Source organism: Pseudomonas sp. LBUM1660 (assembly GCF_059695935.1).
Genome location: NZ_CP166795.1, coordinates 2,887,501 through 2,909,756 on the forward strand (window position 1 = coordinate 2,887,501; position 22,256 = coordinate 2,909,756).

21 protein-coding genes, 1 tRNA gene, 2 rRNA genes and 2 pseudogenes (1 of these 26 running past the window's edge) are annotated in these 22,256 nt (G+C 59.6%); 17 read left to right on the forward strand and 9 right to left on the reverse strand.

What is annotated here, in order from left to right; translation table 11 throughout:
• From ACA068_RS13700 to ACA068_RS13710, 3 genes and pseudogenes are all read left to right on the forward strand, one after another.
• A 23S ribosomal RNA gene (locus ACA068_RS13700) occupies positions 1 to 1,512 on the forward strand; it begins 1,380 nt to the left of the window's first position.
• A gap of 173 nt (positions 1,513 to 1,685) precedes the next feature.
• Positions 1,686 to 1,801: ribosomal RNA gene (gene rrf, locus ACA068_RS13705) — 5S ribosomal RNA — on the forward strand.
• A 122-nt stretch (positions 1,802 to 1,923) separates the two neighbouring features.
• Positions 1,924 to 2,130: pseudogene (locus tag ACA068_RS13710) on the forward strand (transposase); the annotation flags it as partial.
• A 109-nt stretch (positions 2,131 to 2,239) separates the two neighbouring features.
• Here the strand turns inward: ACA068_RS13710 and ACA068_RS13715 are convergent.
• The gene (locus ACA068_RS13715) at positions 2,240 to 2,329 is read right to left on the reverse strand and encodes a TetR family C-terminal domain-containing protein (RefSeq protein ID WP_497310303.1); all 90 of its coding nucleotides are present in this window, start codon (positions 2,327 to 2,329) and stop codon (positions 2,240 to 2,242) included.
• Position 2,330: 1 nt separating this feature from the next.
• Here ACA068_RS13715 and ACA068_RS13720 point away from each other — a divergent pair.
• A pseudogene (locus tag ACA068_RS13720) lies at positions 2,331 to 2,693 on the forward strand (isochorismatase family protein); the annotation flags it as partial.
• Between the two features lie 41 nt (positions 2,694 to 2,734).
• Here ACA068_RS13720 and ACA068_RS13725 read toward each other — a convergent pair.
• Positions 2,735 to 2,968, reverse strand: coding sequence for a winged helix-turn-helix transcriptional regulator (locus ACA068_RS13725; protein WP_497310304.1), 234 nt, complete (start codon positions 2,966 to 2,968; stop codon positions 2,735 to 2,737).
• Between the two features lie 256 nt (positions 2,969 to 3,224).
• Here ACA068_RS13725 and ACA068_RS13730 point away from each other — a divergent pair, with 256 nt between their 5' ends.
• Positions 3,225 to 3,620, forward strand: coding sequence for a hypothetical protein (locus tag ACA068_RS13730; protein WP_497310305.1), 396 nt, complete (start codon positions 3,225 to 3,227; stop codon positions 3,618 to 3,620).
• Between the two features lie 115 nt (positions 3,621 to 3,735).
• Here the strand turns inward: ACA068_RS13730 and ACA068_RS13735 are convergent.
• Positions 3,736 to 3,823: transfer RNA gene (locus tag ACA068_RS13735), tRNA-Ser, on the reverse strand.
• 123 nt (positions 3,824 to 3,946) lie between these two features.
• On the opposite strand from ACA068_RS13735, the gene ACA068_RS13740 reads away from it, so the two are divergent.
• On the forward strand, positions 3,947 to 4,618 hold the full coding sequence (locus tag ACA068_RS13740; protein ID WP_008006561.1) for a Bax inhibitor-1/YccA family protein: 672 nt from the start codon (positions 3,947 to 3,949) through the stop codon (positions 4,616 to 4,618).
• 59 nt (positions 4,619 to 4,677) lie between these two features.
• Here the strand turns inward: ACA068_RS13740 and ACA068_RS13745 are convergent, their stop codons facing one another.
• Together ACA068_RS13745 and ACA068_RS13750 are read right to left on the reverse strand one after the other, a co-directional pair.
• Complete coding sequence (locus ACA068_RS13745) at positions 4,678 to 5,004, reverse strand: YceK/YidQ family lipoprotein (protein ID WP_497310306.1); 327 nt, start codon at positions 5,002 to 5,004, stop codon at positions 4,678 to 4,680.
• A gap of 57 nt (positions 5,005 to 5,061) precedes the next feature.
• Positions 5,062 to 5,499, reverse strand: a complete 438-nt coding sequence (locus ACA068_RS13750; protein ID WP_010461024.1) for an Lrp/AsnC family transcriptional regulator — start codon at positions 5,497 to 5,499, stop codon at positions 5,062 to 5,064.
• A 135-nt stretch (positions 5,500 to 5,634) separates the two neighbouring features.
• Between ACA068_RS13750 and ACA068_RS13755 the strand changes: the two genes are divergently transcribed.
• Positions 5,635 to 6,528: a DMT family transporter gene (locus ACA068_RS13755; RefSeq protein WP_497310307.1), complete on the forward strand. Its 894-nt coding sequence runs from the start codon at positions 5,635 to 5,637 to the stop codon at positions 6,526 to 6,528.
• Positions 6,529 to 6,535: 7 nt separating this feature from the next.
• Here ACA068_RS13755 and ACA068_RS13760 read toward each other — a convergent pair whose 3' ends face one another.
• Complete coding sequence (locus ACA068_RS13760) at positions 6,536 to 7,552, reverse strand: FUSC family protein (RefSeq protein WP_497310308.1); 1,017 nt, start codon at positions 7,550 to 7,552, stop codon at positions 6,536 to 6,538.
• Positions 7,553 to 7,620: 68 nt separating this feature from the next.
• Positions 7,621 to 9,246 (reverse strand): NADP-dependent glyceraldehyde-3-phosphate dehydrogenase, encoded by a 1,626-nt coding sequence (locus tag ACA068_RS13765; RefSeq protein ID WP_497310309.1) that lies wholly within the window; start codon positions 9,244 to 9,246, stop codon positions 7,621 to 7,623.
• A 661-nt stretch (positions 9,247 to 9,907) separates the two neighbouring features.
• Between ACA068_RS13765 and ACA068_RS13770 the strand changes: the two genes are divergently transcribed.
• From ACA068_RS13770 to ACA068_RS13815, 10 genes are all read left to right on the forward strand, one after another.
• Entirely contained in the window at positions 9,908 to 10,795 is an 888-nt protein-coding gene (locus ACA068_RS13770; RefSeq protein ID WP_497310310.1) for a Dyp-type peroxidase, read from the forward strand.
• A gap of 16 nt (positions 10,796 to 10,811) precedes the next feature.
• Entirely contained in the window at positions 10,812 to 11,780 is a 969-nt protein-coding gene (locus ACA068_RS13775) for a Gfo/Idh/MocA family protein (RefSeq protein WP_497310311.1), read from the forward strand.
• 282 nt (positions 11,781 to 12,062) lie between these two features.
• The gene (locus ACA068_RS13780; RefSeq protein ID WP_497310312.1) at positions 12,063 to 12,815 is read left to right on the forward strand and encodes a GntR family transcriptional regulator; all 753 of its coding nucleotides are present in this window, start codon (positions 12,063 to 12,065) and stop codon (positions 12,813 to 12,815) included.
• Positions 12,812 to 14,542, forward strand: coding sequence for a fumarate reductase/succinate dehydrogenase flavoprotein subunit (locus ACA068_RS13785; RefSeq protein WP_497310313.1), 1,731 nt, complete (start codon positions 12,812 to 12,814; stop codon positions 14,540 to 14,542). Before ACA068_RS13780 ends, ACA068_RS13785 begins: the two co-directional genes overlap by 4 nt.
• A gap of 25 nt (positions 14,543 to 14,567) precedes the next feature.
• A complete protein-coding gene (locus tag ACA068_RS13790) occupies positions 14,568 to 14,813 on the forward strand; it encodes a 4Fe-4S dicluster domain-containing protein (protein ID WP_007946457.1) in 246 nt (81 codons plus the stop codon).
• Between the two features lie 236 nt (positions 14,814 to 15,049).
• Positions 15,050 to 16,468 carry an ABC transporter substrate-binding protein gene (locus tag ACA068_RS13795; RefSeq protein ID WP_497310314.1) on the forward strand — a complete coding sequence of 473 codons (1,419 nt, stop codon included), beginning with the start codon at positions 15,050 to 15,052 and terminating at the stop codon, positions 16,466 to 16,468.
• A 207-nt stretch (positions 16,469 to 16,675) separates the two neighbouring features.
• Complete coding sequence (locus ACA068_RS13800; protein ID WP_497310315.1) at positions 16,676 to 17,458, forward strand: ABC transporter permease; 783 nt, start codon at positions 16,676 to 16,678, stop codon at positions 17,456 to 17,458.
• Entirely contained in the window at positions 17,458 to 18,306 is an 849-nt protein-coding gene (locus ACA068_RS13805) for an ABC transporter ATP-binding protein (protein WP_497310316.1), read from the forward strand. The genes ACA068_RS13800 and ACA068_RS13805 overlap by 1 nt, the downstream gene beginning before the upstream one ends.
• On the forward strand, positions 18,303 to 19,265 hold the full coding sequence (locus tag ACA068_RS13810) for a HEAT repeat domain-containing protein (RefSeq protein ID WP_497310317.1): 963 nt from the start codon (positions 18,303 to 18,305) through the stop codon (positions 19,263 to 19,265). The genes ACA068_RS13805 and ACA068_RS13810 overlap by 4 nt, the downstream gene beginning before the upstream one ends.
• A complete protein-coding gene (locus ACA068_RS13815) occupies positions 19,262 to 19,534 on the forward strand; it encodes a DUF971 domain-containing protein (protein WP_497310318.1) in 273 nt (90 codons plus the stop codon). Before ACA068_RS13810 ends, ACA068_RS13815 begins: the two co-directional genes overlap by 4 nt.
• A 100-nt stretch (positions 19,535 to 19,634) precedes the next feature.
• Here ACA068_RS13815 and ACA068_RS13820 read toward each other — a convergent pair whose 3' ends face one another.
• Positions 19,635 to 20,372 (reverse strand): TorF family putative porin, encoded by a 738-nt coding sequence (locus ACA068_RS13820; RefSeq protein WP_497310319.1) that lies wholly within the window; start codon positions 20,370 to 20,372, stop codon positions 19,635 to 19,637.
• Positions 20,373 to 20,480: 108 nt separating this feature from the next.
• Positions 20,481 to 22,223 carry an amidohydrolase gene (locus ACA068_RS13825; protein ID WP_497310320.1) on the reverse strand — a complete coding sequence of 581 codons (1,743 nt, stop codon included), beginning with the start codon at positions 22,221 to 22,223 and terminating at the stop codon, positions 20,481 to 20,483.
• Positions 22,224 to 22,256 lie beyond the last annotated feature (33 nt).

Genomic DNA, 22,256 nt, shown 5'->3' on the forward strand with positions numbered 1-22,256 from the left:
ATATTCCTGTACTTCTGGTTATTGCGATGGAGGGACGGAGAAGGCTAGGCCAGCTTGGCGTTGGTTGTCCAAGTTTAAGGTGGTAGGCTGGAATCTTAGGTAAATCCGGGATTCTAAGGCCGAGAGCTGATGACGAGTGTTCTTTTAGAACACGAAGTGGTTGATGCCATGCTTCCAAGAAAAGCTTCTAAGCTTCAGGTAACCAGGAACCGTACCCCAAACCGACACAGGTGGTTGGGTAGAGAATACCAAGGCGCTTGAGAGAACTCGGGTGAAGGAACTAGGCAAAATGGCACCGTAACTTCGGGAGAAGGTGCGCCGGTGAGGGTGAAGGACTTGCTCCGTAAGCTCATGCCGGTCGAAGATACCAGGCCGCTGCGACTGTTTATTAAAAACACAGCACTCTGCAAACACGAAAGTGGACGTATAGGGTGTGACGCCTGCCCGGTGCCGGAAGGTTAATTGATGGGGTTAGCTAACGCGAAGCTCTTGATCGAAGCCCCGGTAAACGGCGGCCGTAACTATAACGGTCCTAAGGTAGCGAAATTCCTTGTCGGGTAAGTTCCGACCTGCACGAATGGCGTAACGATGGCGGCGCTGTCTCCACCCGAGACTCAGTGAAATTGAAATCGCTGTGAAGATGCAGTGTATCCGCGGCTAGACGGAAAGACCCCGTGAACCTTTACTATAGCTTTGCACTGGACTTTGAATTTGCTTGTGTAGGATAGGTGGGAGGCTTTGAAGCGTGGACGCCAGTTCGCGTGGAGCCAACCTTGAAATACCACCCTGGCAACTTTGAGGTTCTAACTCAGGTCCGTTATCCGGATCGAGGACAGTGTATGGTGGGTAGTTTGACTGGGGCGGTCTCCTCCTAAAGAGTAACGGAGGAGTACGAAGGTGCGCTCAGACCGGTCGGAAATCGGTCGTAGAGTATAAAGGCAAAAGCGCGCTTGACTGCGAGACAGACACGTCGAGCAGGTACGAAAGTAGGTCTTAGTGATCCGGTGGTTCTGTATGGAAGGGCCATCGCTCAACGGATAAAAGGTACTCCGGGGATAACAGGCTGATACCGCCCAAGAGTTCATATCGACGGCGGTGTTTGGCACCTCGATGTCGGCTCATCACATCCTGGGGCTGAAGCCGGTCCCAAGGGTATGGCTGTTCGCCATTTAAAGTGGTACGCGAGCTGGGTTTAGAACGTCGTGAGACAGTTCGGTCCCTATCTGCCGTGGACGTTTGAGATTTGAGAGGGGCTGCTCCTAGTACGAGAGGACCGGAGTGGACGAACCTCTGGTGTTCCGGTTGTCACGCCAGTGGCATTGCCGGGTAGCTATGTTCGGAATAGATAACCGCTGAAAGCATCTAAGCGGGAAACTAGCCTCAAGATGAGATCTCACTGGGACCTTGAGTCCCCTGAAGGGCCGTCGAAGACTACGACGTTGATAGGTTGGGTGTGTAAGCGCTGTGAGGCGTTGAGCTAACCAATACTAATTGCCCGTGAGGCTTGACCATATAACACCCAAGCAATTTGCAAGCTTTGAGCTGAAAAGCGAAAGAGCACCAGATTGCGGTGTGTGAAGACGAAACGAACCGAAAGTTCGAAAAACTCACAAAACACCGAGATCTATCACATACCCATTCGCTGGAGCGTAATCCGTAAGGAGAACGACCTGGCTACCGAATTTCTTGACGACCATAGAGCATTGGAACCACCTGATCCCATCCCGAACTCAGCAGTGAAACGATGCATCGCCGATGGTAGTGTGGGGTTTCCCCATGTGAGAGTAGGTCATCGTCAAGATTAAATTCCGAAACCCCTATCTGCGTATGCAGGTAGGGGTTTTGTTTTGTCTCGAAATAAGTATCCGGAGATTGGTACGGAGTGCCTGCTGGGTTTGCGCCAACTATTGATTGCTCCTTGCCCTTCTGCGCAGCATTGATCAGTGTCTCGATCTGAGCCAGTTGCGCCTTCACCTCACCGATGTCTACAGCCCGATTGATCCTGAACTGCTGATTCGTATGCTGATCGTGGGCTATTGCTACGGTATTTGCTCAGAACGGCGGTTGTGCGAAAAGGCCCATTTGAGCTTGGCTTATCGCTGGTTCTGCCGGTTGAGCCTTGAAGATGAAACCCTCATCACTAGGCCTTTTCTGAAAATTGACACGGCCGTTTTCAGGGGAGGGGTGTTGGATGGTAAGCGCTCCATAATCCCCTCCGACTTCCATAAGAGTAGTGCGCTCAGAAGGCGACACCTGCGAACCGCGTCTCGCCAAGCACCGACGGGCCGTCGAGGAGCACAATGCGCTGGATATCAGGCTCCAGGGACATCAATATCAACAGCTGGGAAGATGTCGAATTTGTTCAAGCGGTCAAGCAGACCGGTCGCAAGAAGCTGATCATGGCTGGGCTATGGTCGGATGCCTGCTTACTGTTTCCTGCACTAGACGCCCTTGCCGCCGGTTATGAGGTTTACGCGATTGTCGACGCGTCCGGCGCTACTTCGGGAGCCGGACACGAAGCGGCATTGCGCCGCATCGAACAAGCGGGCGGCAAGCTAATCTCCACCATGGGCCTGTTCTGCGAGCTTCAGCGCGATTGGAACCGCAGCGAGACCGTCCCCGGCTTCGTCGATCTGTTCATCCAAACCGGCGGCAATGCCGGTATCCAGTTCAGCCAGGACGCGTCGGAATAAATCTGCCGGGCTGCCTTCCACCCTGATGAGAAGGCGGCCTTTCAACTTTCTTCCAACGAAGGGTCGAGGTTTACCTGAGCACCGGCCAAGTTCGCTTCAAGGTCGTCCAGTGCTTGCTGATGTTCCTCCCCCCAGCGAGAGAGCATTTCAACGGCTTCGGCGAAGGTTTTACCCTGGGGCGTGAGTTCGTATTCCACTTTGGGCGGCACGACGGTGTGAACGTACCGCGTGACCAAGCCCCGGGCCTCCACGTCGCGCAGTGTCTGTACCAGCATTCATCGTGGGCAATTTATTGACCGCGCTCGCTCCGACATTTGCCTGGGCCCTGACCGGTTGAGTCGTCACTTCGCTGACTCACGGCGCCTTCATCGGCATCGGCTCGATCCTCGCTTAAGAGTTGGTGGCACCTAACCGCCGCATCAGCGCCATTGCCTTCATGTTCCGCGGTCTGACGCTGGCGAATCTGATCGGCACGCCAGCCGGCACCTGGCTGGGACAGATAGTGTCCTGGCGCGCGCCGACCGCGCCTTGATGCCCTTGTTGTACGTGACCTTGGCGGGACAGGCGTTGGTACTGTTCGCGTTTTTCATCGTCGTGGAAAGCCGCGTTGCGTCAGCCTTGTGCGTGTTTCTGATGGCCGGTTTTGGCTTTGCCAGTGTGTCGCCGATTCAGCGCCTGGTGATGGACAAGGCGTGTGCTGCCGGTGCGCCCAACCTGGCCGCATCCGTGAACATCGGGTTGTTCAATCTAGGCAACGCGATCGGCGCCTGGCTGAGCGGTTGGGTGATCGCCCAAGGGGTCGGTTATGCCGCACCCAATTGGGTAGGCGGGATTCTGTCGACGTGTGCGTTGCTGCTGGCGTTGGCTTCTGGCTGGCTTACCGTTACTTATCTTGCCAAGCGCAAGGGAGCCCTCGTGCATTCTTAACCTCCGACATCTGGCCAAACTTACACCTCAAGGGCTGCAGTATGGGCTGTAGGCGTTTCATCAAAAGCCAGAAACGAAAAAGCCCTGAATAATCAGGGCTCTATCGGTACAAATATGGCGGAGGCGATGGGATTCGAACTCATGGACCTGTTACAGTCGACGGTTTTCAAGACCGTTGCCTTAAACCACTCGGCCACACCTCCGTTTGCGTTGCGGGCGCCATAATACCTGAATGAAACACACTGTCAAACTCTCTGCATGGCTTGTTACAGAGCGTCTGTTATGATCTTTGCGACTGAACGTTTCAAACCAACAGGAGTGTCGCCATGCGCGAACAGGATTACGCAGTTAATAACAGCGTGCAGGCTGAGCAGCTAGAGGTTAGCCGCGTCCTGCGCAACACATACGGCTTGCTCGCTCTCACCCTCGCATTCAGCGGCGTGATGGCGTTCGTTGCTCAGCAGATGCGTGTTGGCTACCCGAATATTTTCGTGGTGCTGATCGGCTTCTACGGGCTTTTCTTCCTCACCAACAAGCTCCGTGACTCGGCCTGGGGCCTGGTGTCGGCATTTGCCCTGACTGGTTTCATGGGTTTTCTGCTCGGCCCGATCCTCAACCGCTACCTGGGCATGCAGGGCGGTGCTGAAGTCGTCAGTTCGGCTTTCGCAATGACCGCGCTGGTGTTCGGTGGTTTGTCGGCTTACGTGCTGATTACCCGCAAGGACATGAGTTTCCTCGGTGGTTTCATCACAGCAGGCTTCTTCGTGCTGCTGGGTGCGACGCTGGCGAGCTTCTTCTTTCAGATCAGCGGCCTGCAACTGGCGATCAGCGCAGGTTTCGTGCTGTTCTCCTCGGTCTGCATTCTGTTCCAGACCAGCGCCATCATTCACGGCGGCGAGCGTAACTACATCATGGCGACCATCAGCCTGTATGTATCGATCTACAACCTGTTCGTCAGCTTGTTGCAGCTGTTCGGCATCATGAGTCGCGATGATTGATCGCAGGCTTTAAGTAAAAAACCCGCCTAGGCGGGTTTTTTATTGACTGAAATTCGGGGTCAGTCAACAAGAATGCTGCCATCGGCCTGCTGACGGTAGAGGGTATAGGGCAGGAGCAAGGTATCGAGCGCGCCGGACAGAACCACGTCGATCAGCACAATGGCCGGAGCATTGTCATGCACCTGCGCATCCCGTCCTTTTTCCAGGGGCGCATTGAGCATGCAGAAATCATAGGTCACGCCGCTGTAGATTCGGGGAACCGCACCGCAGTAGCTTTTCTGATCCTTGAGACTCTTCGCCGCCACTTCATCACCGCGCACAACTGTTTGAACCGTGCCGCAACCCGCCAGCATAACCACCGCGAGTAAAATCACCTGAAATTTCATACCGCCAATCCTTCGCCGGAAAACAGTCAATTTACGCGTTTCGAATCTAAATCGCACTCACGCCATCGGTGGCAAGCGGCGTTTGACCGGAGTCTTCTTGACGATGGCGGTGTTGGTTTCGGCGTGGGTGTTTAGGCGATCAAGCAGGGTGTCCAGTTGCTCCATCGAGCGCACATGCAGCCGGGCGATGAAGCAGTCATCGCCGGTGACTTTGTCGCACTCGGTGAATTCAGGGATGGCCTGAATCTGCCGTTCGACTTCCTGCAACTGGCCCGGCAACGGGCGGATCCGCACGATGGCCTGGAGTTGATAACCGAAGCACTTGGGGTCGATTTCGACGGTGTAGCCCTTGAGCACGCCACGCTCTTCGAGTCGGCGCAGGCGTTCGGCAACGCTGGGGGAGGACAGGCCGCTGATCTGCGCCAATGCCTTGAGCGAGCGGCGTGAGTCGTCCATTAATGCGGTGATGAGCACTTGGTCGATGTCGTCGGTCATGGCAAATCCCCTGTTAGGCAGTTGACAGAATACGCCTTGATAAAAAAGGCAGAAGCCGAGTTTAGCCTGCTTTTTGCGCTGGAGATGCCCTTGGACGGATTGTCATAATTTGGCCTCAATCACAGGAGTCTGATGATGGACAAAAACATACGTCGCGGTTCATTCGAAATGACCGCCGCCATGCTGATTTCCGGGACCATCGGTTGGTTCGTGCTGGTGTCCGGGCAGCCCGTGCTGGACGTGGTGTTCTGGCGGTGCGTGTTCGGCGCGGGCACGCTGTTGTTGATCTGCGCGGCATTCGGCTTCCTGCGCCCGGGCATTCTGACCCGCACCACCTTCCTGCTGGCGGTGCTCAGCGGGGTTGCAATTGTCGGCAACTGGGTGCTGTTGTTCGCCTCTTACTCCCGTGCCTCGATTGCCATTGGCACGGCGGTTTATAACGTTCAACCGTTCATGCTAGTCGGGTTGGCGGCGCTGTTTCTGGGCGAGAAAATCACCCTGCAAAAGCTGTTCTGGCTGGGTATTTCGTTTCTCGGGATGCTGGCCATTGTCAGCGCTCATGGCGAGCAGGGCGCAGGGGGCAACGATTACCTGATGGGAATCGGTCTGGCCTTGGGGGCTGCGTTTCTCTACGCGATTGCAGCATTGATCATCAAACACCTGACCGGCACGCCACCGCATTTGATTGCCCTGGTCCAGGTCAGCACCGGGGTGCTGTTGCTCGCACCTTTTGCGCACTTTTCGGCGTTGCCGCAAGCACCCAGCGCCTGGGCCAGCCTGGTGACGCTGGGCATCGTCCACACCGGCGTGATGTATGTGCTGCTGTACGGCGCGATTCAAAAACTGCCGACGACATTGACCGGTACGCTGTCGTTCATCTACCCGATTGCGGCGATTTTCGTTGACTGGTTTGCCTTCGGTCATCGCCTGGAGCCGCTGCAGTGGATCGGCGTTGCCGCGATTCTGCTGGCCGCCGCAGGCATGCAGCAGGGCTGGGGCTTGAAGTCTCGTCGGGCAGTGACTCAATAAGCGTGCGTTAGATGTTCCAGCGCGGCGCGGTCTTCGCCAGTCGCTGGCGCATCTCGTCGATGTTCGAAGCGAACTGGCGTATCAACAATTGATAGCCCAACGGGTTGTAGGCCGGTGCTTCAAGACTTGAATCAACCGGCAAATCGATGGGGCGACTGAGCCGCTGCGCTGCGCTGGTTTTCAGCGCCCGGGCCATGCCGATCAGCTGCACACGAATCTGCCGGTGCTCGGCTTTAAAACTCGACCGCAGATGCGCCACGGCGTCGCGATCCTTTGCATCCGGCCGGGTGTTGCCAAGGATCTCCAGGGTGCTGACGCACATGCGCAAATGACGCTGAATCGCATCGAGTTCGGTCATGGAAATCTTCACTTCCTTGGACACCGACGGCATCAGCGAGCGCAATTGCACCATCGCCGCGTTCAGGCGATTCATCAGCTTCAGGTGTTCGTCATCGGAGACGGACTGACCATCGATGATGCGTCCGTAAATCGTCGCGCAATCGCGCAGCGAGTTGGCCAGGTTATAGCGCCAGGAAAAAACCGCATACGACGGCAGGGCGAAAGAAAAGGCCAGGGCCAGGGCCACGCCAATCAGAATGTCCACAGCGCGCCACAGCCCGTCGGAGATCGGGTTGTCGCCATGCCCGGCGACAATAAACACCGTGATCCCCGCCAGCAGAGCGGTGTAACCGCCCTTGCCGATGGCGTGATACGAGAAAAACCCGCACACCACCGACATCACAAAATAGGTCAGCCAAGGCATCCCGAGCCAGGCCTGTTGCGCCACCAGCAGCAGGCCGATAGCGGCGCCGATCAACGTACCGATGGCGCGCTCCGCGGCTTTTTTGCCGATGTTGCCGTGGTGCTGCAAACCGCCGATCACCACCAGCATCGTCACCGACGCCCACTCACCGTGGGGCAGGTTGATGCCGGTGGTCAGCATGATCGATGCCAGCAAGCCGAGCGACACGCGGACCGCGTGGATCAGCTTGGCGTGGCGATAGCGCCGATACGGGTCCAGCAACGGACGCAGTAACCGGCGCAGCAGCGGTGGCAGTCGATGGGCTCTGAACGTGTTCAGGCTCGGTGTCCTCAGAAGATGTAATCGGTGGTCAGGAAACTCGAACTGCGTCCGCTGATGATCTCGCTGATGAGTTCCTTGTTGGATTCCTGGAACTTGGTCGCCACCAGCGTCCTGATCGAAAACACCCGCAGCGCATCATGCACCGACAATGTGCCTTCGGCGGAGTTCTTGCGGCCATTGAACGGATAGGTGTCAGGCCCGCGTTGGCACTGGGCGTTAAGGTTGATCCGGCCGACCTGGTTGGCAAAGGTGTCCACCAGTCGACCGACCGCAACCGGGTTGGTGCCGAAGATACTCAATTGCTGGCCGAAGTCCGATTCCAGGACGTAGTCAATCACCGTGTCGAGATGCTTGTAAGGCACGATCGGCACCACCGGGCCGAATTGTTCTTCCTGGTAGACGCGCATCTGCGGCGTCACCGGGAACAGCACCGCCGGGTAGAAGAACGACGCTCGCGATTCACCGCCATTTGGATTGACGACCTTGGCGCCTTTGCTGACCGCGTCCGCGACCAGCGAGTGCAGGTAATCGACCTTGCTCGCTTCCGGCAGTGGGGTCAGCGCTACTCCGCTTTCCCATGGCATACCCGGTTTCAGAGTGGCCAGTTTGGCGTTGAATTTCTCGATGAACGACTCGACCACGTCTTCATGGACGAAAAGGATTTTCAGGGCGGTGCAACGCTGACCGTTGAACGACAGCGAGCCGGTTACCGCTTCGTTCACCGCGTTGTCCAGATCGACTTCCGGCAACACAATGCCCGGGTTCTTCGCATCCAGGCCCAGTGCTGCGCGCAAACGGTGAGGTTTGGGGTGGAGTTTTTTCAGGTCGCTGGCGGCTTTGTTGGTGCCGATAAACGCAAAGATATCGATCTTGCCGCTGGCCATCAGTGCACTGACGGTCTCGCGTCCGCTGCCGTAGATCACGTTGATCACCCCGGCCGGGAAACTGTCGCGGAAGGCTTCCAGCAGCGGCCGTATCAACAGCACACCCAGCTTGGCCGGTTTGAACACCACGGTGTTGCCCATGATCAGCGCCGGAATCAGCGTGGTGAAGGTTTCGTTCAGCGGGTAGTTGTAAGGGCCCATGCACAGGGCGACACCCAGTGGAACGCGGCGGATCTGCCCGAGGGTGTCCTGTTCCAGCTCGAAGCGGCTGGAGCGACGGTCGAGTTCCTTGAGGGCGTTGATGGTGTCGACGATGTAATCGCAGGTGCGGTCGAACTCTTTCTCCGAGTCCTTGAGGTTCTTGCCGATCTCCCACATCAGCAGCTTGACCACCGCCTCACGCTGTTCGCGCATGTGGCCCAGAAACGTTTCGACGTGCTGGATGCGTTCGGCCACGCGCATGGTCGGCCACAGACCCTGGCCCCGGTCATAGGCGCGGACGGCGGCGTCCAGCGCGGTCAATGCGGTTTCTGCGTCGAGCAGCGGCGTGCTGCCGAGGATCACTTGTTCGTCGCCATTTTTGCCGGTCAGGTACACCGGGCTGCGGACTTGGGCGAGGGGGCCGGACCAGGTTTTCAGTTCGCCGTCGACCAGGTATTCACGCTGCTCGGTCTGGCCGTCGAGGCGGTATTTTTCCGGGATGTCACTTGAGTCGGGAAACAGGTTGCCAAGGATATGTGCTGTGGTCATGTCGCTACCCCGTCTGGATTGTGTGATGAACTGATGAATCGTTTTAGCAGACCTCGGCCTCGCTTGTCATGACTCATCTCATCGTTCGGCGGTTCAGGGTTTTCGATCGTGGAAGTGCAGCCACCTTCGGTCATGGCCTCAGATGCCCCCCTTGTTGGCCCCCAATGCCCTCAACCCCACCCGCGTCGGTACCTTAGTGTTGACCTGTGCCAGATCGCAATAAAAAAGGTGTTACCCGCGAGAGGACAACCGTGCGGGACAGTCGAGTCTCTGAAAAGCCTAGCCTCTGTTTGGCGTTGGTGGGCGGCGTCTGCGCGGCGCTGCTCAGCGAATACCTGCGTCTGCTGGGGCCGCACGACCGAGGGCAGTCACATCAAGAAGATCGCCGCCGACCCGAACATGAGTAGCCGCACCTTGCGCCGCCGCCTGACCGAACATGCGCTGACCATCCTTCGTAGCAGCTGCCTAGCTTCGCGAGGCTGCGTTCGGCTGCGCAGCAGTCGTGAAACCAGGCACTGCGGTGTGTCAGGAAAACCGTAAGCACAGGATTTACGACTGCTGCGCAGCCGAACGCAGCCTCGCGCTGCTCGGCAGCTGCTACAGGAGTGCACACAAAGGCTCATCCCCGGTTAAACTCCGCGCTCTTTTTCAAGGAGTTCATATGAGTTACTACCAGCCGGGCATTCTCGCCACCCCCGTTCCGCCTCAAGCCCGTCATATGTTCTTCGCCCTCGAATCCGCCGAAGCATTGCCGGCCGCGCTCGACAATTTGATGCAACGGGTGGACGGGAAATCGGCGGTGGTCGGCTTTGGTGAATCCCTGGTCAAGGCGCTGCACGCGCAGATCGATGGCTTGCGACCGTTTCCGGCGCTGACCGGCGTTGGCGTCGACAACCCGTCGACCCAGCACGCGCTCTGGTGCTGGCTGCACGGCGACGACCGCGGTGAATTGCTCAATCGCAGCAACGCCATCGAAGCCGCGCTGGCACCGGCCCTGCGCCTGGTGCAGATGAACGAAACCTTCCGCCACATGACTGGCCACGACCTGACCGGCTACGAAGACGGTACCGAAAACCCGCACGACGAAGCCGCCGTGGCCGCCGCGTTGTTGGGCGAGGGCGCTGATGGCCTGGTCGGTGGCAGCTTCGCGGCGATCCAGCAGTGGCAGCATGATCTGAAAGGCTTCCACGCGATGCCGTCCCAGGAAAAGGACAACATCATGGGCCGTCGCTTGAGCGATAACGAAGAACTTGATGACGCGCCGATTTCCGCCCACGTCAAACGCACCGCCCAGGAAAGCTTCGCCCCCGAAGCGTTCGTGGTCCGTCGCTCGATGCCGTGGATCGAAGGGGATCGCGCCGGCCTGATGTTCCTCGCGTTCGGTTTTTCCCTCGACGCCTTCGAAGCCCAACTGCGACGCATGAGCGGACTGGAAGACGGCATCACCGACGGTTTGTACCGCATCAGCCGCCCGATTACCGGCGGTTACTACTGGTGCCCGCCACTCAAGGACGGTCATCTGGACCTGCGCGCGTTGCGCATCGGCTAAGGATCAAGGAGAGAACATGGACGTAGTGCGCTGGGGCATGATCGGTTGTGGCAGTGTCGCCGAACGCAAGAGCGGGCCGGCCTTTTACAAGGTCCCCGGTTCGGCGCTGGTGGCGGTGATGGGGCGGCGTCTGGACGCGGTGACCGACTACGCCGCCCGCCACGGCATCGCCCGGGTCTACACCGACGCGCAAGCGCTGATCAATGATCCCGAGGTGGACGCGGTGTACATCGCCACACCACCCGACAGTCACCACGCCTATAGCTTGCAGGTCGCCGCCGCCGGCAAACATTGCTGCGTCGAAAAACCGATGTCGCTGAATGCCGGGCAAAGCCGCGAGATGCAAAAGGTCTTTGCCGACGCTGGATTGCACCTGTTCGTTTCCTATTACCGGCGCTCGCTGCCGCGCTTCGCGCAAGTGCGGCAATGGCTGGAGGAGGGGCGAATCGGCGAGGTGCGGCATCTGTCCTGGACGCTGACCAAGACGCCTTCGCCGAACGATCTGGGGGGCGCCAACAATTGGCGCACTGACCCGCTGATTGCCGGCGGCGGCTACTTTGCTGACCTGGCCAGTCATGGCTTCGATCTGTTTCAGTATTTGCTCGGGGACATCGTTGAGGTCGCCGGTTTCACTGCGCGGCAGGCCGGTTTGTATGCCGCCGAAGACGCCGTCAGCGCCAGTTGGCGGTTTGCTTCGGGAGCCCTGGGCATGGGCTGCTGGAATTTCGTCGCCGACCGGCGCGAAGATCGGGTCGAGTTGATCGGCAGCCAGGGCCGGATCAGTTTTTCGGTGTTCGATGAGCACCCTGTGCAGCTTGAGGCGGATGAACATCTCAGCCTGCACATCGACCATCACGAGCACATCCAGTGGCATCACGTGCTGGGCATGAACGCGCATATCCGGGGCGAGGCGCAGCATCCGGCGATGGCCGAACACGCGCTGAAAACCGACTGGGTGATGGACCAGATCCTCAAGCGCGGCTGAAGCCAGGCAATCTCACTGCTGAAACCGAATCAGTTGTAGCAGCTGCCGAGCAGCGCGAGGCTGCGTTCGGCGGCGAAGCCGTCGTGAAATCAGACAACGCGGTGTGTCAGGTGCGCCCTGCATGCAGGATTTGCGACTGCTTCGCAGCCTCGCGCTGCTCGGCAGCTGCTACAGAGTCCGCGGTTGTCTGGTTAATCTAACCTTATGCTTAATCAGTATTTCTCAATGCCCGCGCGGCTTCTCTAAGATCACGTCATAACTCGTTATAACAAGTGATCTGCCATGACCGATAACGTTCTATCCCTCAGCAGCATCCCGCTGCACACGCAACTGCGCGATGTGCTGCGCGCCCGCATCCTCGACGGCGAATACCCGCAAGACAGTCAGATGCCCTCCGAAAGCGAACTCGGCGCGCTGTTTAAAGTCAGCCGCATCACCGTGCGCCAGGCCCTGGGCGATCTGCAAAAGGAAGGGCTGATCTTCAAGATTCACGGCAAGGGCACCTTCGTCGCCAAGCCGAAAACCTTTCAGAACGTCAGCACCCTGCAAGGCCTGGCCGAGTCCATGACCGGTCGCGGCTACGAGGTGATCAACCGCCTGCGCAGCTTCAAATTCATCCCGGCCGACAAGCTCGTTGCCGAGCGATTGCAGGTGGCCGAAGGCGAGACCGTGGCGCAGATCAAGCGCGTGCGGCTGATCAACCGCGAGCCGATCTCCCTGGAAATCACCTACCTGCCCAAGGCCATCGGCGAACGGCTGGAGAAGGCTGACCTGGTCACCCGCGACATTTTTCTGATCCTCGAAAACGACTGCGGCCTGGCCCTCGGTCATGCCGATCTGGCCATCGACGCCGTGCTGGCCGACAGCGACCTGACCCAGGCGCTGAACGTCGAAGCCGGTTCGCCGATCATGCGCATCGAGCGCCTGACCCACGATGCCGCAGGCCTGCCCGTGGACTTCGAACACCTTTACTACCGCGGCGATGCCTTCCAGTACCGCTTGCGGATCGACCGGCAAAAAGGGGCGCAGGCATGACGCGAAACACGCTTGAACAGGAATACGACATCGTCGTGATCGGCGGCGGCACCGCTGGCCCGATGGCAGCGATCAAGGCCAAGGAACGCAACCGTGATCTGCGCGTGTTGCTGATCGACAAGGCCAACGTCAAGCGCAGCGGTGCGATCAGCATGGGCATGGACGGCCTGAACAACGCGATCATTCCCGGCCACTCGACACCGGAGCAATACACCAAGGAAATCACCATCGCCAACGACGGCATCGTCAATCAGGCCGCCGTCTATGCCTACGCGACTCACAGCTTCGAAACCATCGAGCAGCTGGACCGCTGGGGCGTGAAGTTCGAGAAGGACGAAACCGGCGACTACGCGGTGAAAAAGGTCCACCACATGGGCGCCTACGTGCTGCCGATGCCGGAGGGGCACGACATCAAGAAAGTGTTGTACCGCCAGTTGAAGCGGGCGCGGGTCAGCATCACCAATCGGCTGGTTTGCACGCGATTGCTGACGGACGAAGAGGGCGCGGTCAACGGCGTGATGGGTTTCGACTGCCGAACCGCCGATTTCCATGTGATCAAGGCCAAAGCCGTAATTCTGTGTTGCGGCGCGGCCGGACGTCTGGGCCTGCCGTCATCCGGTTACCTGATGGGCACCTATGAAAACCCGACCAACGCCGGCGACGGCTACGCGATGGCCTATCACGCTGGCGCCGAACTGGCGAACCTCGAATGCTTCCAGATCAACCCGTTGATCAAGGATTACAACGGCCCGGCCTGCGCTTACGTCACCGGCCCGTTGGGCGGCTACACCGCCAACAACAAGGGCGAGCGCTTCATCGAGTGTGATTACTGGAGCGGGCAGATGATGTGGGAGTTCCACCAGGAACTCGAAAGCGGCAACGGCCCGGTGTTCCTCAAACTCGATCACCTGGCCGAGGAAACCATCCAGAACATCGAAGAGATCCTGCACAGCAACGAACGCCCCAGCCGCGGCCAGTTCCACGCCAATCGCGGCACCGACTACCGCACGCAGATGGTCGAGATGCACATCTCGGAAATCGGTTTTTGCAGCGGTCACTCGGCGTCCGGCGTGTGGGTCAACGAGAAGGCCGAGACTTCGGTCAAGGGCTTGTACTCGGCCGGTGACATGGCCGCCGTGCCGCACAACTACATGCTCGGCGCGTTCACTTATGGCTGGTTTGCCGGCACCAACGCGGCGGATTTTGTCGCCGGACGCGAGTTTTCAGCGGTCGATGCCCGGCAGATCGAAACGGAAAAACTGAGGGTCTACGCGCCACTGGATCGCGAACACGGCCTGCCGCCCGCGCAAGTGGAATACAAGCTGCGGCGTTTTGTGAACGACTACCTGCAACCGCCGAAAGTGACCAAGAAGATGCAAATCGGCCTGCAACGCTTCAGCGATATCCAGCGCGATCTCGATCAGATCAAGGCCCACAACGCCCACGAACTGATGCGCGCCATGGAAGTCAGCATGATCCGCGACTGCGCCGAAATGGCCGCCCGCGCGTCCTTGTTTCGCGCTGAAAGTCGCTGGGGGCTTTACCACTATCGGGTCGATCATCCGCAACGCAACGACAGCGACTGGTTCTGCCATTGCCATCTGAAAAAGGGTGACGACGGCCAGATGACCAGTTTCAAGAAAGCCGTCGAGCCTTACATCATCCCGCTCGACGCCGAAGAAATGCAGGCCTACGACCGACTGCGGGTCGGCGCCTTTGCTGCCTGAGCACCACAGAAAGAGAGACCGAAAAATGGCCTACCAACCCCAGGAAATCTTCTTCCGCTCCAACGCGCCGGTCACGGTCGACGAGGACCTTTGCATCGCCCACAAAGGCTGCACCGTGTGCGTCGACGTCTGCCCGATGGACCTGCTGGCAATCAACCCGGCCACGCAAAAGGCCTACATGGCGTTTGACGAATGCTGGTACTGCATGCCGTGTGAAAAGGACTGCCCGACCGGGGCCGTGAAAGTCGAAATCCCGTACCTGTTGCGTTGACTGACGGGACGCCATCGCTGGCAGGCCAGCTCCCACAGGGATTTGCAGTGGGACACAGATTTCGCTGGCAGCAGAGAACCTTGTGGGAGCTGGCCTGCCAGCGATGAGGCCCGCCCAGACAACCCAAAGCCATCCGGAAACACCGGACGCTGGATTCACCCAACACCCCTCGTTTCCCACCACGCCCTGATCGTGGCGGAGACGAACATCCTATAAATGATTCGAGGGGATTCACCATGTCTTTGCCAACATTGCTGCGTGCCGCATTTGCCGGTCTGGTACTGGCTTCATTCACCCTGTCGGCCTCGGCCGAAACCATCCGCATTGCCATCGGCACCCAGGACACCACGATCAACTGCGCCGCCGGCGGTCTGTTGATTCGCGAGCTTGGCCTGCTGGACAAATACCTGCCCCACGACGGCCAGTACAAGGACGCCCAATACGAAGTCGAGTGGAAGAACTTCACCAGTGGCGCGCCCCTGACCAACGAGATGGTCGCCGGTAAACTCGACTTCGGCGCCATGGCCGACTTCCCCGGTTCGTTCAACGGTGTGGCGTTCGAAACCGCCGGCAAACACAGCCTGTTCATCAGCGTGCTGTCGGGCAGCATCAAGGGCAGCGGCAATGGCATCGTGGTGCCGAGCGCGTCGGGCGTGCAGTCATTGGCGGAGCTCAAGGGCAAGACCATTTCCGTGCCGTTCGCCTCGACGGCTCATGGCATGTTGTTGCGGGCCGTGGCGGCGCAAGGCTGGGATCCGCTCAAAGACGTGAACATCGTCGCCCAGCCACCGGAAGTCGCCGGCTCGGCATTGCAGGCCGGAAAAATCGACGCCCACGCTGACTTTGTGCCGTTCGCCGAACTGTTCCCCAGCCGTGGTTTCGCCCGCAAGATCTATGACGGTTCCCAGGCCGGCGCACCGACTTTTCATGGCGCACTGGTCGATCAGAGCTACGCGAAAAAGTACCCGGAAATCGTCGTCGCTTACCTGCGCGCAAGCATCGAAGCCAACCAGTTACTGGCCGCTGAGCCGGAGAAGTACAGCGAGCTGATCGCCAAGGTCACCGGCGTCGATGCCGAGGTCAATTACCTGTTTCATGGCCCGCTGGGCGTGCAAACCCGCGACCTGAGCTGGAAGCCCGAATACCGTCAGGCCGTCGGTACTGCCATCGACACCCTCAAGCTGTTGAAAAAGGCGGATCGCGGTCTCGACCTCAATACCTTTATCGATGACCAATACATCCGTGCCGCGTTCAAGGCGTCGAACCTGGATTACACCGCGCAACTGGCCAACTACGGGCAGACGCCGCTCAAAGCGGTGGATGCGTTGAGCGGTAAAGCCATCACCGACTTCAGCCATGTCGCGGAAATCTGGGTGCGGGGTGAACCGAAAGTCCGGCAGTACGCGTCGGCGGAGTCGGCGTTCACTGCGTTGGCCGGTTTGAAGTCGGAAGGTAAAAACATCCGCGCCGTGTATGCCCAGGCGAGTGACAGCGGGATCAAGTTGTTGGCGGATCAGGCGTGGTTCGCCAGCGATGCCAAGGGCCGCCTCAGCGCATTCCTGCTCAAAGGCCAGGCCCAACAATTCGCCACGGCTCAGGGCGGCAAAGTCCTCGACTTCACCGATGCCACCACCCAGGCCGTTGCCGTTCGCTAACCCCTTAAACACCGCAATCCCCCTGTGGGAGCGAGCCTGCTCGCGATGGCGGACTGACATTCAACCCCAATGTCGACTGACCCACCGCCATCGCGAGCAGGCTCGCTCCCACAAGGGATCGAAGTTGAATGCAAATACCAGATTCACCGGAGATCGCCTATGGGAGAGGGCTTGCTCCCACAGTGAACTCGGTTGAGAGGAAGATCTATGTCCCGATCCATAACACGCTGGATCCCAAGAGCCGCCTCACTGCTGCTCTGCCTCCTGTTCTGGCAGTTCGCCGCCAGCCACCACTGGAACCTCGGCCTGGTGACCTTCGCCAATGTCCCGACGCCACTGGCGGTGATCGAAGCCGCACTGGGCCTCGGCGATTCCGGCAAGCTTGCCCAACACTTGAGCAGCAGCCTGAGCCGGGTTTTCGCCGGTTACCTGGCAGCGTTGATCATCGGCATCGCTTTGGGCCTGGCCGTCGGCCGTTCGAAATGGGCCGAAGATTTATTGCTGTCACCCCTGGAAGTCCTGCGCCCAATCCCCGCAGTCGCCTGGATCCCTTTGGCCATCCTGATGTTCCCCTCCTCGGAACTGTCGATGGTCTTTATCACCTTCACCGGCGCGCTGTTCCCGATCCTGCTCAACACCGTGCACGGCGTCGAAGGCGTCGACCCACGCCTGATTGCCTCGGCCAAAAGCCTCGGGGCAGGGCGCCGGGCGATTCTGCTGGAGGTGATCCTGCCAGGCGCTGCGCCCAGCATCATCACTGGCCTCGCCATCGGCATGGGCACTTCGTGGTTCTGCCTGGTGACCGCAGAAATGATCTCCGGTCAATACGGCATCGGCTATTACACCTGGGAGTCCTACACCATCCAGAACTACGCCGACATCGTCGTCGGCATGTTGCTGATCGGCGTACTCGGGATGGTCAGCAGCCTGCTGATCAAACGTCTCGGCGGGCTGTTCACGCCGTGGCACCGGCCACGAGGAAAAGCCTGATGAGCGTGATGCAAACCCCTGAAGGGCGGATCGACATCCGCCAACTGTCCATCGTCCTCGGCGAAGGCCAGCAGGCCTTCGAGGCCGTGCAAGGCCTCGATTGCCAGATCGAACCGGGGCAATTCGTCTGCATCCTCGGGCCGTCCGGGTGCGGCAAATCGACCTTGCTCGGCGCATTGGCCGGGCATCTGCAGTCGTATACCGGAACATTGAAAGTCGACGGCGCGCAGGTTTCAGGTCCATCGCCCCAGCGCGGCATGGTCTTCCAACACCACACTCTGTTCCCTTGGCGCACCGTGCGCGACAACGTCGCCTTCGGCCTGAAAATGCGCGGTATCGACAAAACCGAGCGCCACCAGGCCGCCGATGAAATCCTCGCGCTGGTGGGGCTGGAAGGCTTCGCCGACCGTTGGCCCGACCAGCTCTCCGGCGGCATGCAACAACGAGTTGAGATCGCCCGGGTGCTGATCAATCGCCCGCGTCTGTTACTGATGGACGAACCCTTCGGTGCCCTCGATGCGCTGACCCGGCTGAACATGCAGGAACTGCTGCTGGACATCTGGACGCGGATTCGCACCACCGTGGTGTTCGTCACCCACGACATCGACGAAGCGCTGTTCCTCGCCGATCGCCTGCTGGTCATGAGCTCGCGCCCCGGTCGAATCATCGAAGACCTGCACCTCGACTTCCCCCGGCCACGCACCACCGAACTGATGACGAGCCACGAGTTCTCACGCTTGAAACGCCATTGCCTCGAATTACTGCGTCACGAAGACGGTCGGCAGTTACCGCGCCTGAACCCTCTCGGACTTCCTCCTGAAAACAAACTGCCGCGATTTGCCCTATGACCTCTCTATTCGATGTAACCGACAACGATGACATTCTTGCCCTGCAACCGCGCCTTACCGATGAAGATCCAGGCGTGCGCAGAATTGCCTTGATCGAACTGGCCGACCTCGAAGAGCCGGACGGTTTGCTGTGGCTGGTCAATCGCCTGGCAGAAGACCCGACCGAAGAGGTCCGCGCCGAAGCCGCGCGATTGCTTGAAGCGTGGGAGGACGAGCCGGTGGTCGAAGCGTTGTGCCAGGCCCTGACTGATCCATCCTCGGCGGTGCAGGCCGCCGCCGCGCAAAGCCTCAGCCTGCTCAAGAGCGATGCTGCGGGGAGGGTGATTCTGCCGTGGACCGGGCATGCCGACATCAGCGTGCGCATCGCCGCGTTCAGGGCCTTGCGCGAGTTGCGTTTTCCCGATGCCGCCGCGGCTGCTTCAGACGCCTTGAACGATGAGGACGCCGGTGTTCGTCGCGAAGCCGTCGGCGTCCTTGGCTGGCTCAAACAGCTCGATGCCTTGCCGGCCCTTGCGAAATTGGCCAGCGACGACCCGGATACCGAAGTCCGCCGCGCCGCCACCGGCGCCCTCGGTCTGGCCTCCGATGTGCAAGTGCTGCCGGCGCTGCGCCAGGCCCTGCAAGACCAAGCCTGGCAAGTGCGCGAAGAAGCCGCGACGACCTTGGGCAAGGTCGGTCACGTTGACGCCGGTGCCGCCCTGGTCGACGCCTTGAGCGACGATTACTGGCAAGTCCGCCTGCGCGCCACCCGCAGCCTCGGCCGTTTACGTTACGTCCCGGCCCTCGACGCGCTGATCGAGACCCTCGGCCACCGCATCAGCAACCTGCGCAAGGAAGCCGCGCTGGCCCTCGGCGAACTGAACGATAAAGGCGCCATCGCACCCTTGCAGGCTGCTAAGGACGACGGTGACCCGGAAGTGCGCAAAGCCGTGCGCATCGCCTTGAGCCAGCTGCTATGAACCCGCTGGCGATTGGTAATTCCCAGAGTAAACAGCAACTGCGATTGAACTGGCCGGACGGGCGCGAGCAGTTGCTGGATCATGTTGAGTTGCGCCGGCAGTGCCCATGTTCGCAGTGCCGGGCGTTTCGGTTGCAGGGGCTGACGGTGAAAGTCGATAAGCGCATCCGAGTGATCGAACTCAACCAACAAGGTTACGGCCTGCAACTGATCTTCAGCGACGGCCATGAGCGCGGAATCTACCCATGGCCCTACCTCTCAGCCCTGTAGGAGCGAGGCTTGCCCGCGAAGGCGGTGTGCCAGACGACATCAACGTTGGCTGACACGACGCCTTCGCGGGCAAGCCTCGCTCCTACAGGATTTGTGGGGGTCAGAAGGATTTGCTGATGCTTGCGACCACCGTGGCGCTGCACACATCGTCGAAGCCCCAGTTGCTGGTGCACTGGCTCTTCGACAGGTCAGTGTCGATATAACTCAAGCCCAGCATCACACCGGCCAGTTCGTGGGACAGTTTGACTTCCCATTCGCGGTACGAGTCTTCGGCATGGCCCGACATCGAGTACAGGTGCGGGTCCTTGAAATCCATGTTGCCGTATCGCAGTTTCAGACCGGTGTCGTAAGGCAACTCGGTTTCATAGCCAACGTAGCTGTACAGCGAGCTCTGCTTGCTGTCGATGCCCGGTGCATCGGCGGAGTAATAGGCCGCCAGCTTCACGCCATAAGCACTGAGGATTGCGTAGGTCTCGCCCTGGTTAAACTGACTTTCCCTGGGGTAAGCGTATTTGAGATAGCCGAGGTCCAGGCTGACGGCATCGGTCGCCTGCCAGAGCCAACCGGCGTAGTAATCGACTTCCTGTCGGGTCTTCAAACCGCCGCCGAAATCGACGTTTGAACTCCATGCGCCGAGGTACAGGCCGCTGCTGTGCGCCAGGGTCAAACCGGCCTGCACCGCAGGATCGTTCTGGGTTTGCGAAATGCCCCGGGTGCGGTAGTCGCTGGCCAGGGTCAGGTCGACCAGCAGAGCGAAGTCGTCATTCAAGGGCAGCGCCTGGCTGCTCAAGGGAAGAAGGCTCAAGGAACCGAGGGCGAACAGGGTGAAAGCTTTCATGGGGTGCGTCCCGTTATTGTGATTGTTATGGGCAGATTTTTTACGGCAAGGCTGCGCCGAACCCCGGCGACAAACGCGGGGTGCGGGCAGTGGTTACAGATGATTTTCTTAGAGCGTCGGTGCGTAGACTTCGCGACCGGCGAACCAGGTTTGCAGCACCTGGGTGTCATGCAGGGCTTTGTTGTCGACGTTGAACACGTCGCGGTCCAGCACGATGAAATCGGCTTGCTTGCCGGGGCTCAACGAACCGATCTGCTTCTCCAGCCCAATGGTGCGCGCAGCGTTCAGGGTGTAGGCGTAGAACATCGTTTCGCGGTCAATGCGCTCATCGGCATTCAGCACGCCCAGCGGACCTTCCCGGGTGATGGCCTGGGCCATGGCGTTCCACGGATTCGGCGAAGACACCGCCCAGTCACTGGCGCCGGCGATGGTCGCACCTTGTTCAAGCAGCGAGTGCGCCGGGTATTGATAACGGAAGGCGAGCGCACTGACATACGGCTTGATCATGTCCAGGGTGTACTCGTCGGCACTGGCCCACAGCAGTTGCATCGAGGCGATGACGTTGAGCGGTTTGAACCGCGCAAACTCTTTTGGATTGACCATTTGCAAGTGGGTGATCGAGTGAGTTACGCCGCTCTGACGATCCTTGCGCGCCTGGGCGATGCCGTTCAGCGATTCACGCACCGCACGGTCGCCGATGGCGTGGATGTGCACCAGCCAGCCGCGCTGATCGATGGCGCTGACCAATTCGCCAAAGTGCTTCGGATCGATCAGCAGTTCACCCTGTTTGTGCGAGTTGCTGTACGGATCAATCATCGCCGCGCTCTGCGCCGGGTATTCGATCACGCCGTCGGCGAAGATCTTGACCCCGGGCAAGGTCAGGTTCGGGATGCCCTGGAACTGCTGGCGGACCTTGTCCAGGGTGTCGAGATCGGCCGGCACGCTTTTCGGATTGGCCACCAGCAACGCGGCGACGTGGGCGCTCATGCCGCCACTTTCGGCCAGCGCTTTGTACACCGGCAGGACGCCGACGGTGTTCTCCGTGGGTTTGAGCGCGAACACCGGCTCGCCGGGCGCGGCGTTGGCGGCGGGGTCCATCCACGCGGTGATGCCCAGGCTGTTGTTGTAGCGCACGGCGGATTGCGCGGCTTTCAACATGTCGGCGGGGCTTGGCACCGGCATCTTTGAGGCGACGCGATCCCAGCCGGCGTCCACCAGGAAACCGTTGGGACTGCCATCGGCGAGTTTGCCGATGGTGTCTTTTTCCGCCTCCGGCAGTTTCTTCAGCAGCGCGGCATCAATGCCCGCGCGCTCCAGCATCACGTTGTTGGCCCACGCGGTGTGGTGATCGCTGCCGGTGAACACCACGGGCACCTTGGCCCACTCGCCACTGTTGAATTTCTTGCCGAAAGCTTCGGCCTGGGCCCAATAAGCCGAACTCATTCCGGCCACGCCCAGCACATCGCCATGCCTGGCTTTGCCGTCATCGCGCCAGGCTTTCAGGCGTTTTTCCAGTTCGTCGAGGTCGACCACCTCGTCTTTCATATTGGCCGAGGCCATTTCCAGACCGCCGAATATGGCGTGGGAATGACTGTCGATCAGGCCAGGCATCAGGGCTTTTCCGCCGAGGTCAACGACTTTGGTGCCTGACGCGATCAGGGCCTTGATCTGCGCATCGCTGCCGACTTGCAGCACTTTGCCGTCCTGCACTGCCAACGCTTGCACCTTCGGATGGGCGCGGTCGGCAGTGAAAATCTTGCCATTGATCAGCACTAGATCGGCCGCTGCCATGGCTTCCATCGAGGCAAAACTGACGGCGGCCATCAATAGATTCGGGATGAATCTTTTCATTGAATGTTTCCTTGTTATTGCGTCTGATGGCCA

What these genes read in the sequence shown, in the direction of transcription:
- ACA068_RS13715 (WP_497310303.1), bottom strand. Translation starts at nt 2,329, where the DNA reads ATGTCCCTGGAGCCTGATATCCAGCGCATTGTGCTCCTCGACGGCCCG.
- ACA068_RS13725 (WP_497310304.1), bottom strand. Translation starts at nt 2,968, where the DNA reads ATGCTGGTACAGACACTGCGCGACGTGGAGGCCCGGGGCTTGGTCACG.
- ACA068_RS13730 (WP_497310305.1), top strand. Translation starts at nt 3,225, where the DNA reads ATGCCCTTGTTGTACGTGACCTTGGCGGGACAGGCGTTGGTACTGTTC.
- ACA068_RS13740 (WP_008006561.1), top strand. Translation starts at nt 3,947, where the DNA reads ATGCGCGAACAGGATTACGCAGTTAATAACAGCGTGCAGGCTGAGCAG.
- ACA068_RS13745 (WP_497310306.1), bottom strand. Translation starts at nt 5,004, where the DNA reads ATGAAATTTCAGGTGATTTTACTCGCGGTGGTTATGCTGGCGGGTTGC.
- ACA068_RS13750 (WP_010461024.1), bottom strand. Translation starts at nt 5,499, where the DNA reads ATGACCGACGACATCGACCAAGTGCTCATCACCGCATTAATGGACGAC.
- ACA068_RS13755 (WP_497310307.1), top strand. Translation starts at nt 5,635, where the DNA reads ATGGACAAAAACATACGTCGCGGTTCATTCGAAATGACCGCCGCCATG.
- ACA068_RS13765 (WP_497310309.1), bottom strand. Translation starts at nt 9,246, where the DNA reads ATGACCACAGCACATATCCTTGGCAACCTGTTTCCCGACTCAAGTGAC.
- ACA068_RS13770 (WP_497310310.1), top strand. Translation starts at nt 9,908, where the DNA reads ATGAGTTACTACCAGCCGGGCATTCTCGCCACCCCCGTTCCGCCTCAA.
- ACA068_RS13775 (WP_497310311.1), top strand. Translation starts at nt 10,812, where the DNA reads ATGGACGTAGTGCGCTGGGGCATGATCGGTTGTGGCAGTGTCGCCGAA.
- ACA068_RS13780 (WP_497310312.1), top strand. Translation starts at nt 12,063, where the DNA reads ATGACCGATAACGTTCTATCCCTCAGCAGCATCCCGCTGCACACGCAA.
- ACA068_RS13785 (WP_497310313.1), top strand. Translation starts at nt 12,812, where the DNA reads ATGACGCGAAACACGCTTGAACAGGAATACGACATCGTCGTGATCGGC.
- ACA068_RS13790 (WP_007946457.1), top strand. Translation starts at nt 14,568, where the DNA reads ATGGCCTACCAACCCCAGGAAATCTTCTTCCGCTCCAACGCGCCGGTC.
- ACA068_RS13795 (WP_497310314.1), top strand. Translation starts at nt 15,050, where the DNA reads ATGTCTTTGCCAACATTGCTGCGTGCCGCATTTGCCGGTCTGGTACTG.
- ACA068_RS13800 (WP_497310315.1), top strand. Translation starts at nt 16,676, where the DNA reads ATGTCCCGATCCATAACACGCTGGATCCCAAGAGCCGCCTCACTGCTG.
- ACA068_RS13805 (WP_497310316.1), top strand. Translation starts at nt 17,458, where the DNA reads ATGAGCGTGATGCAAACCCCTGAAGGGCGGATCGACATCCGCCAACTG.
- ACA068_RS13810 (WP_497310317.1), top strand. Translation starts at nt 18,303, where the DNA reads ATGACCTCTCTATTCGATGTAACCGACAACGATGACATTCTTGCCCTG.
- ACA068_RS13815 (WP_497310318.1), top strand. Translation starts at nt 19,262, where the DNA reads ATGAACCCGCTGGCGATTGGTAATTCCCAGAGTAAACAGCAACTGCGA.
- ACA068_RS13820 (WP_497310319.1), bottom strand. Translation starts at nt 20,372, where the DNA reads ATGAAAGCTTTCACCCTGTTCGCCCTCGGTTCCTTGAGCCTTCTTCCC.
- ACA068_RS13825 (WP_497310320.1), bottom strand. Translation starts at nt 22,223, where the DNA reads ATGAAAAGATTCATCCCGAATCTATTGATGGCCGCCGTCAGTTTTGCC.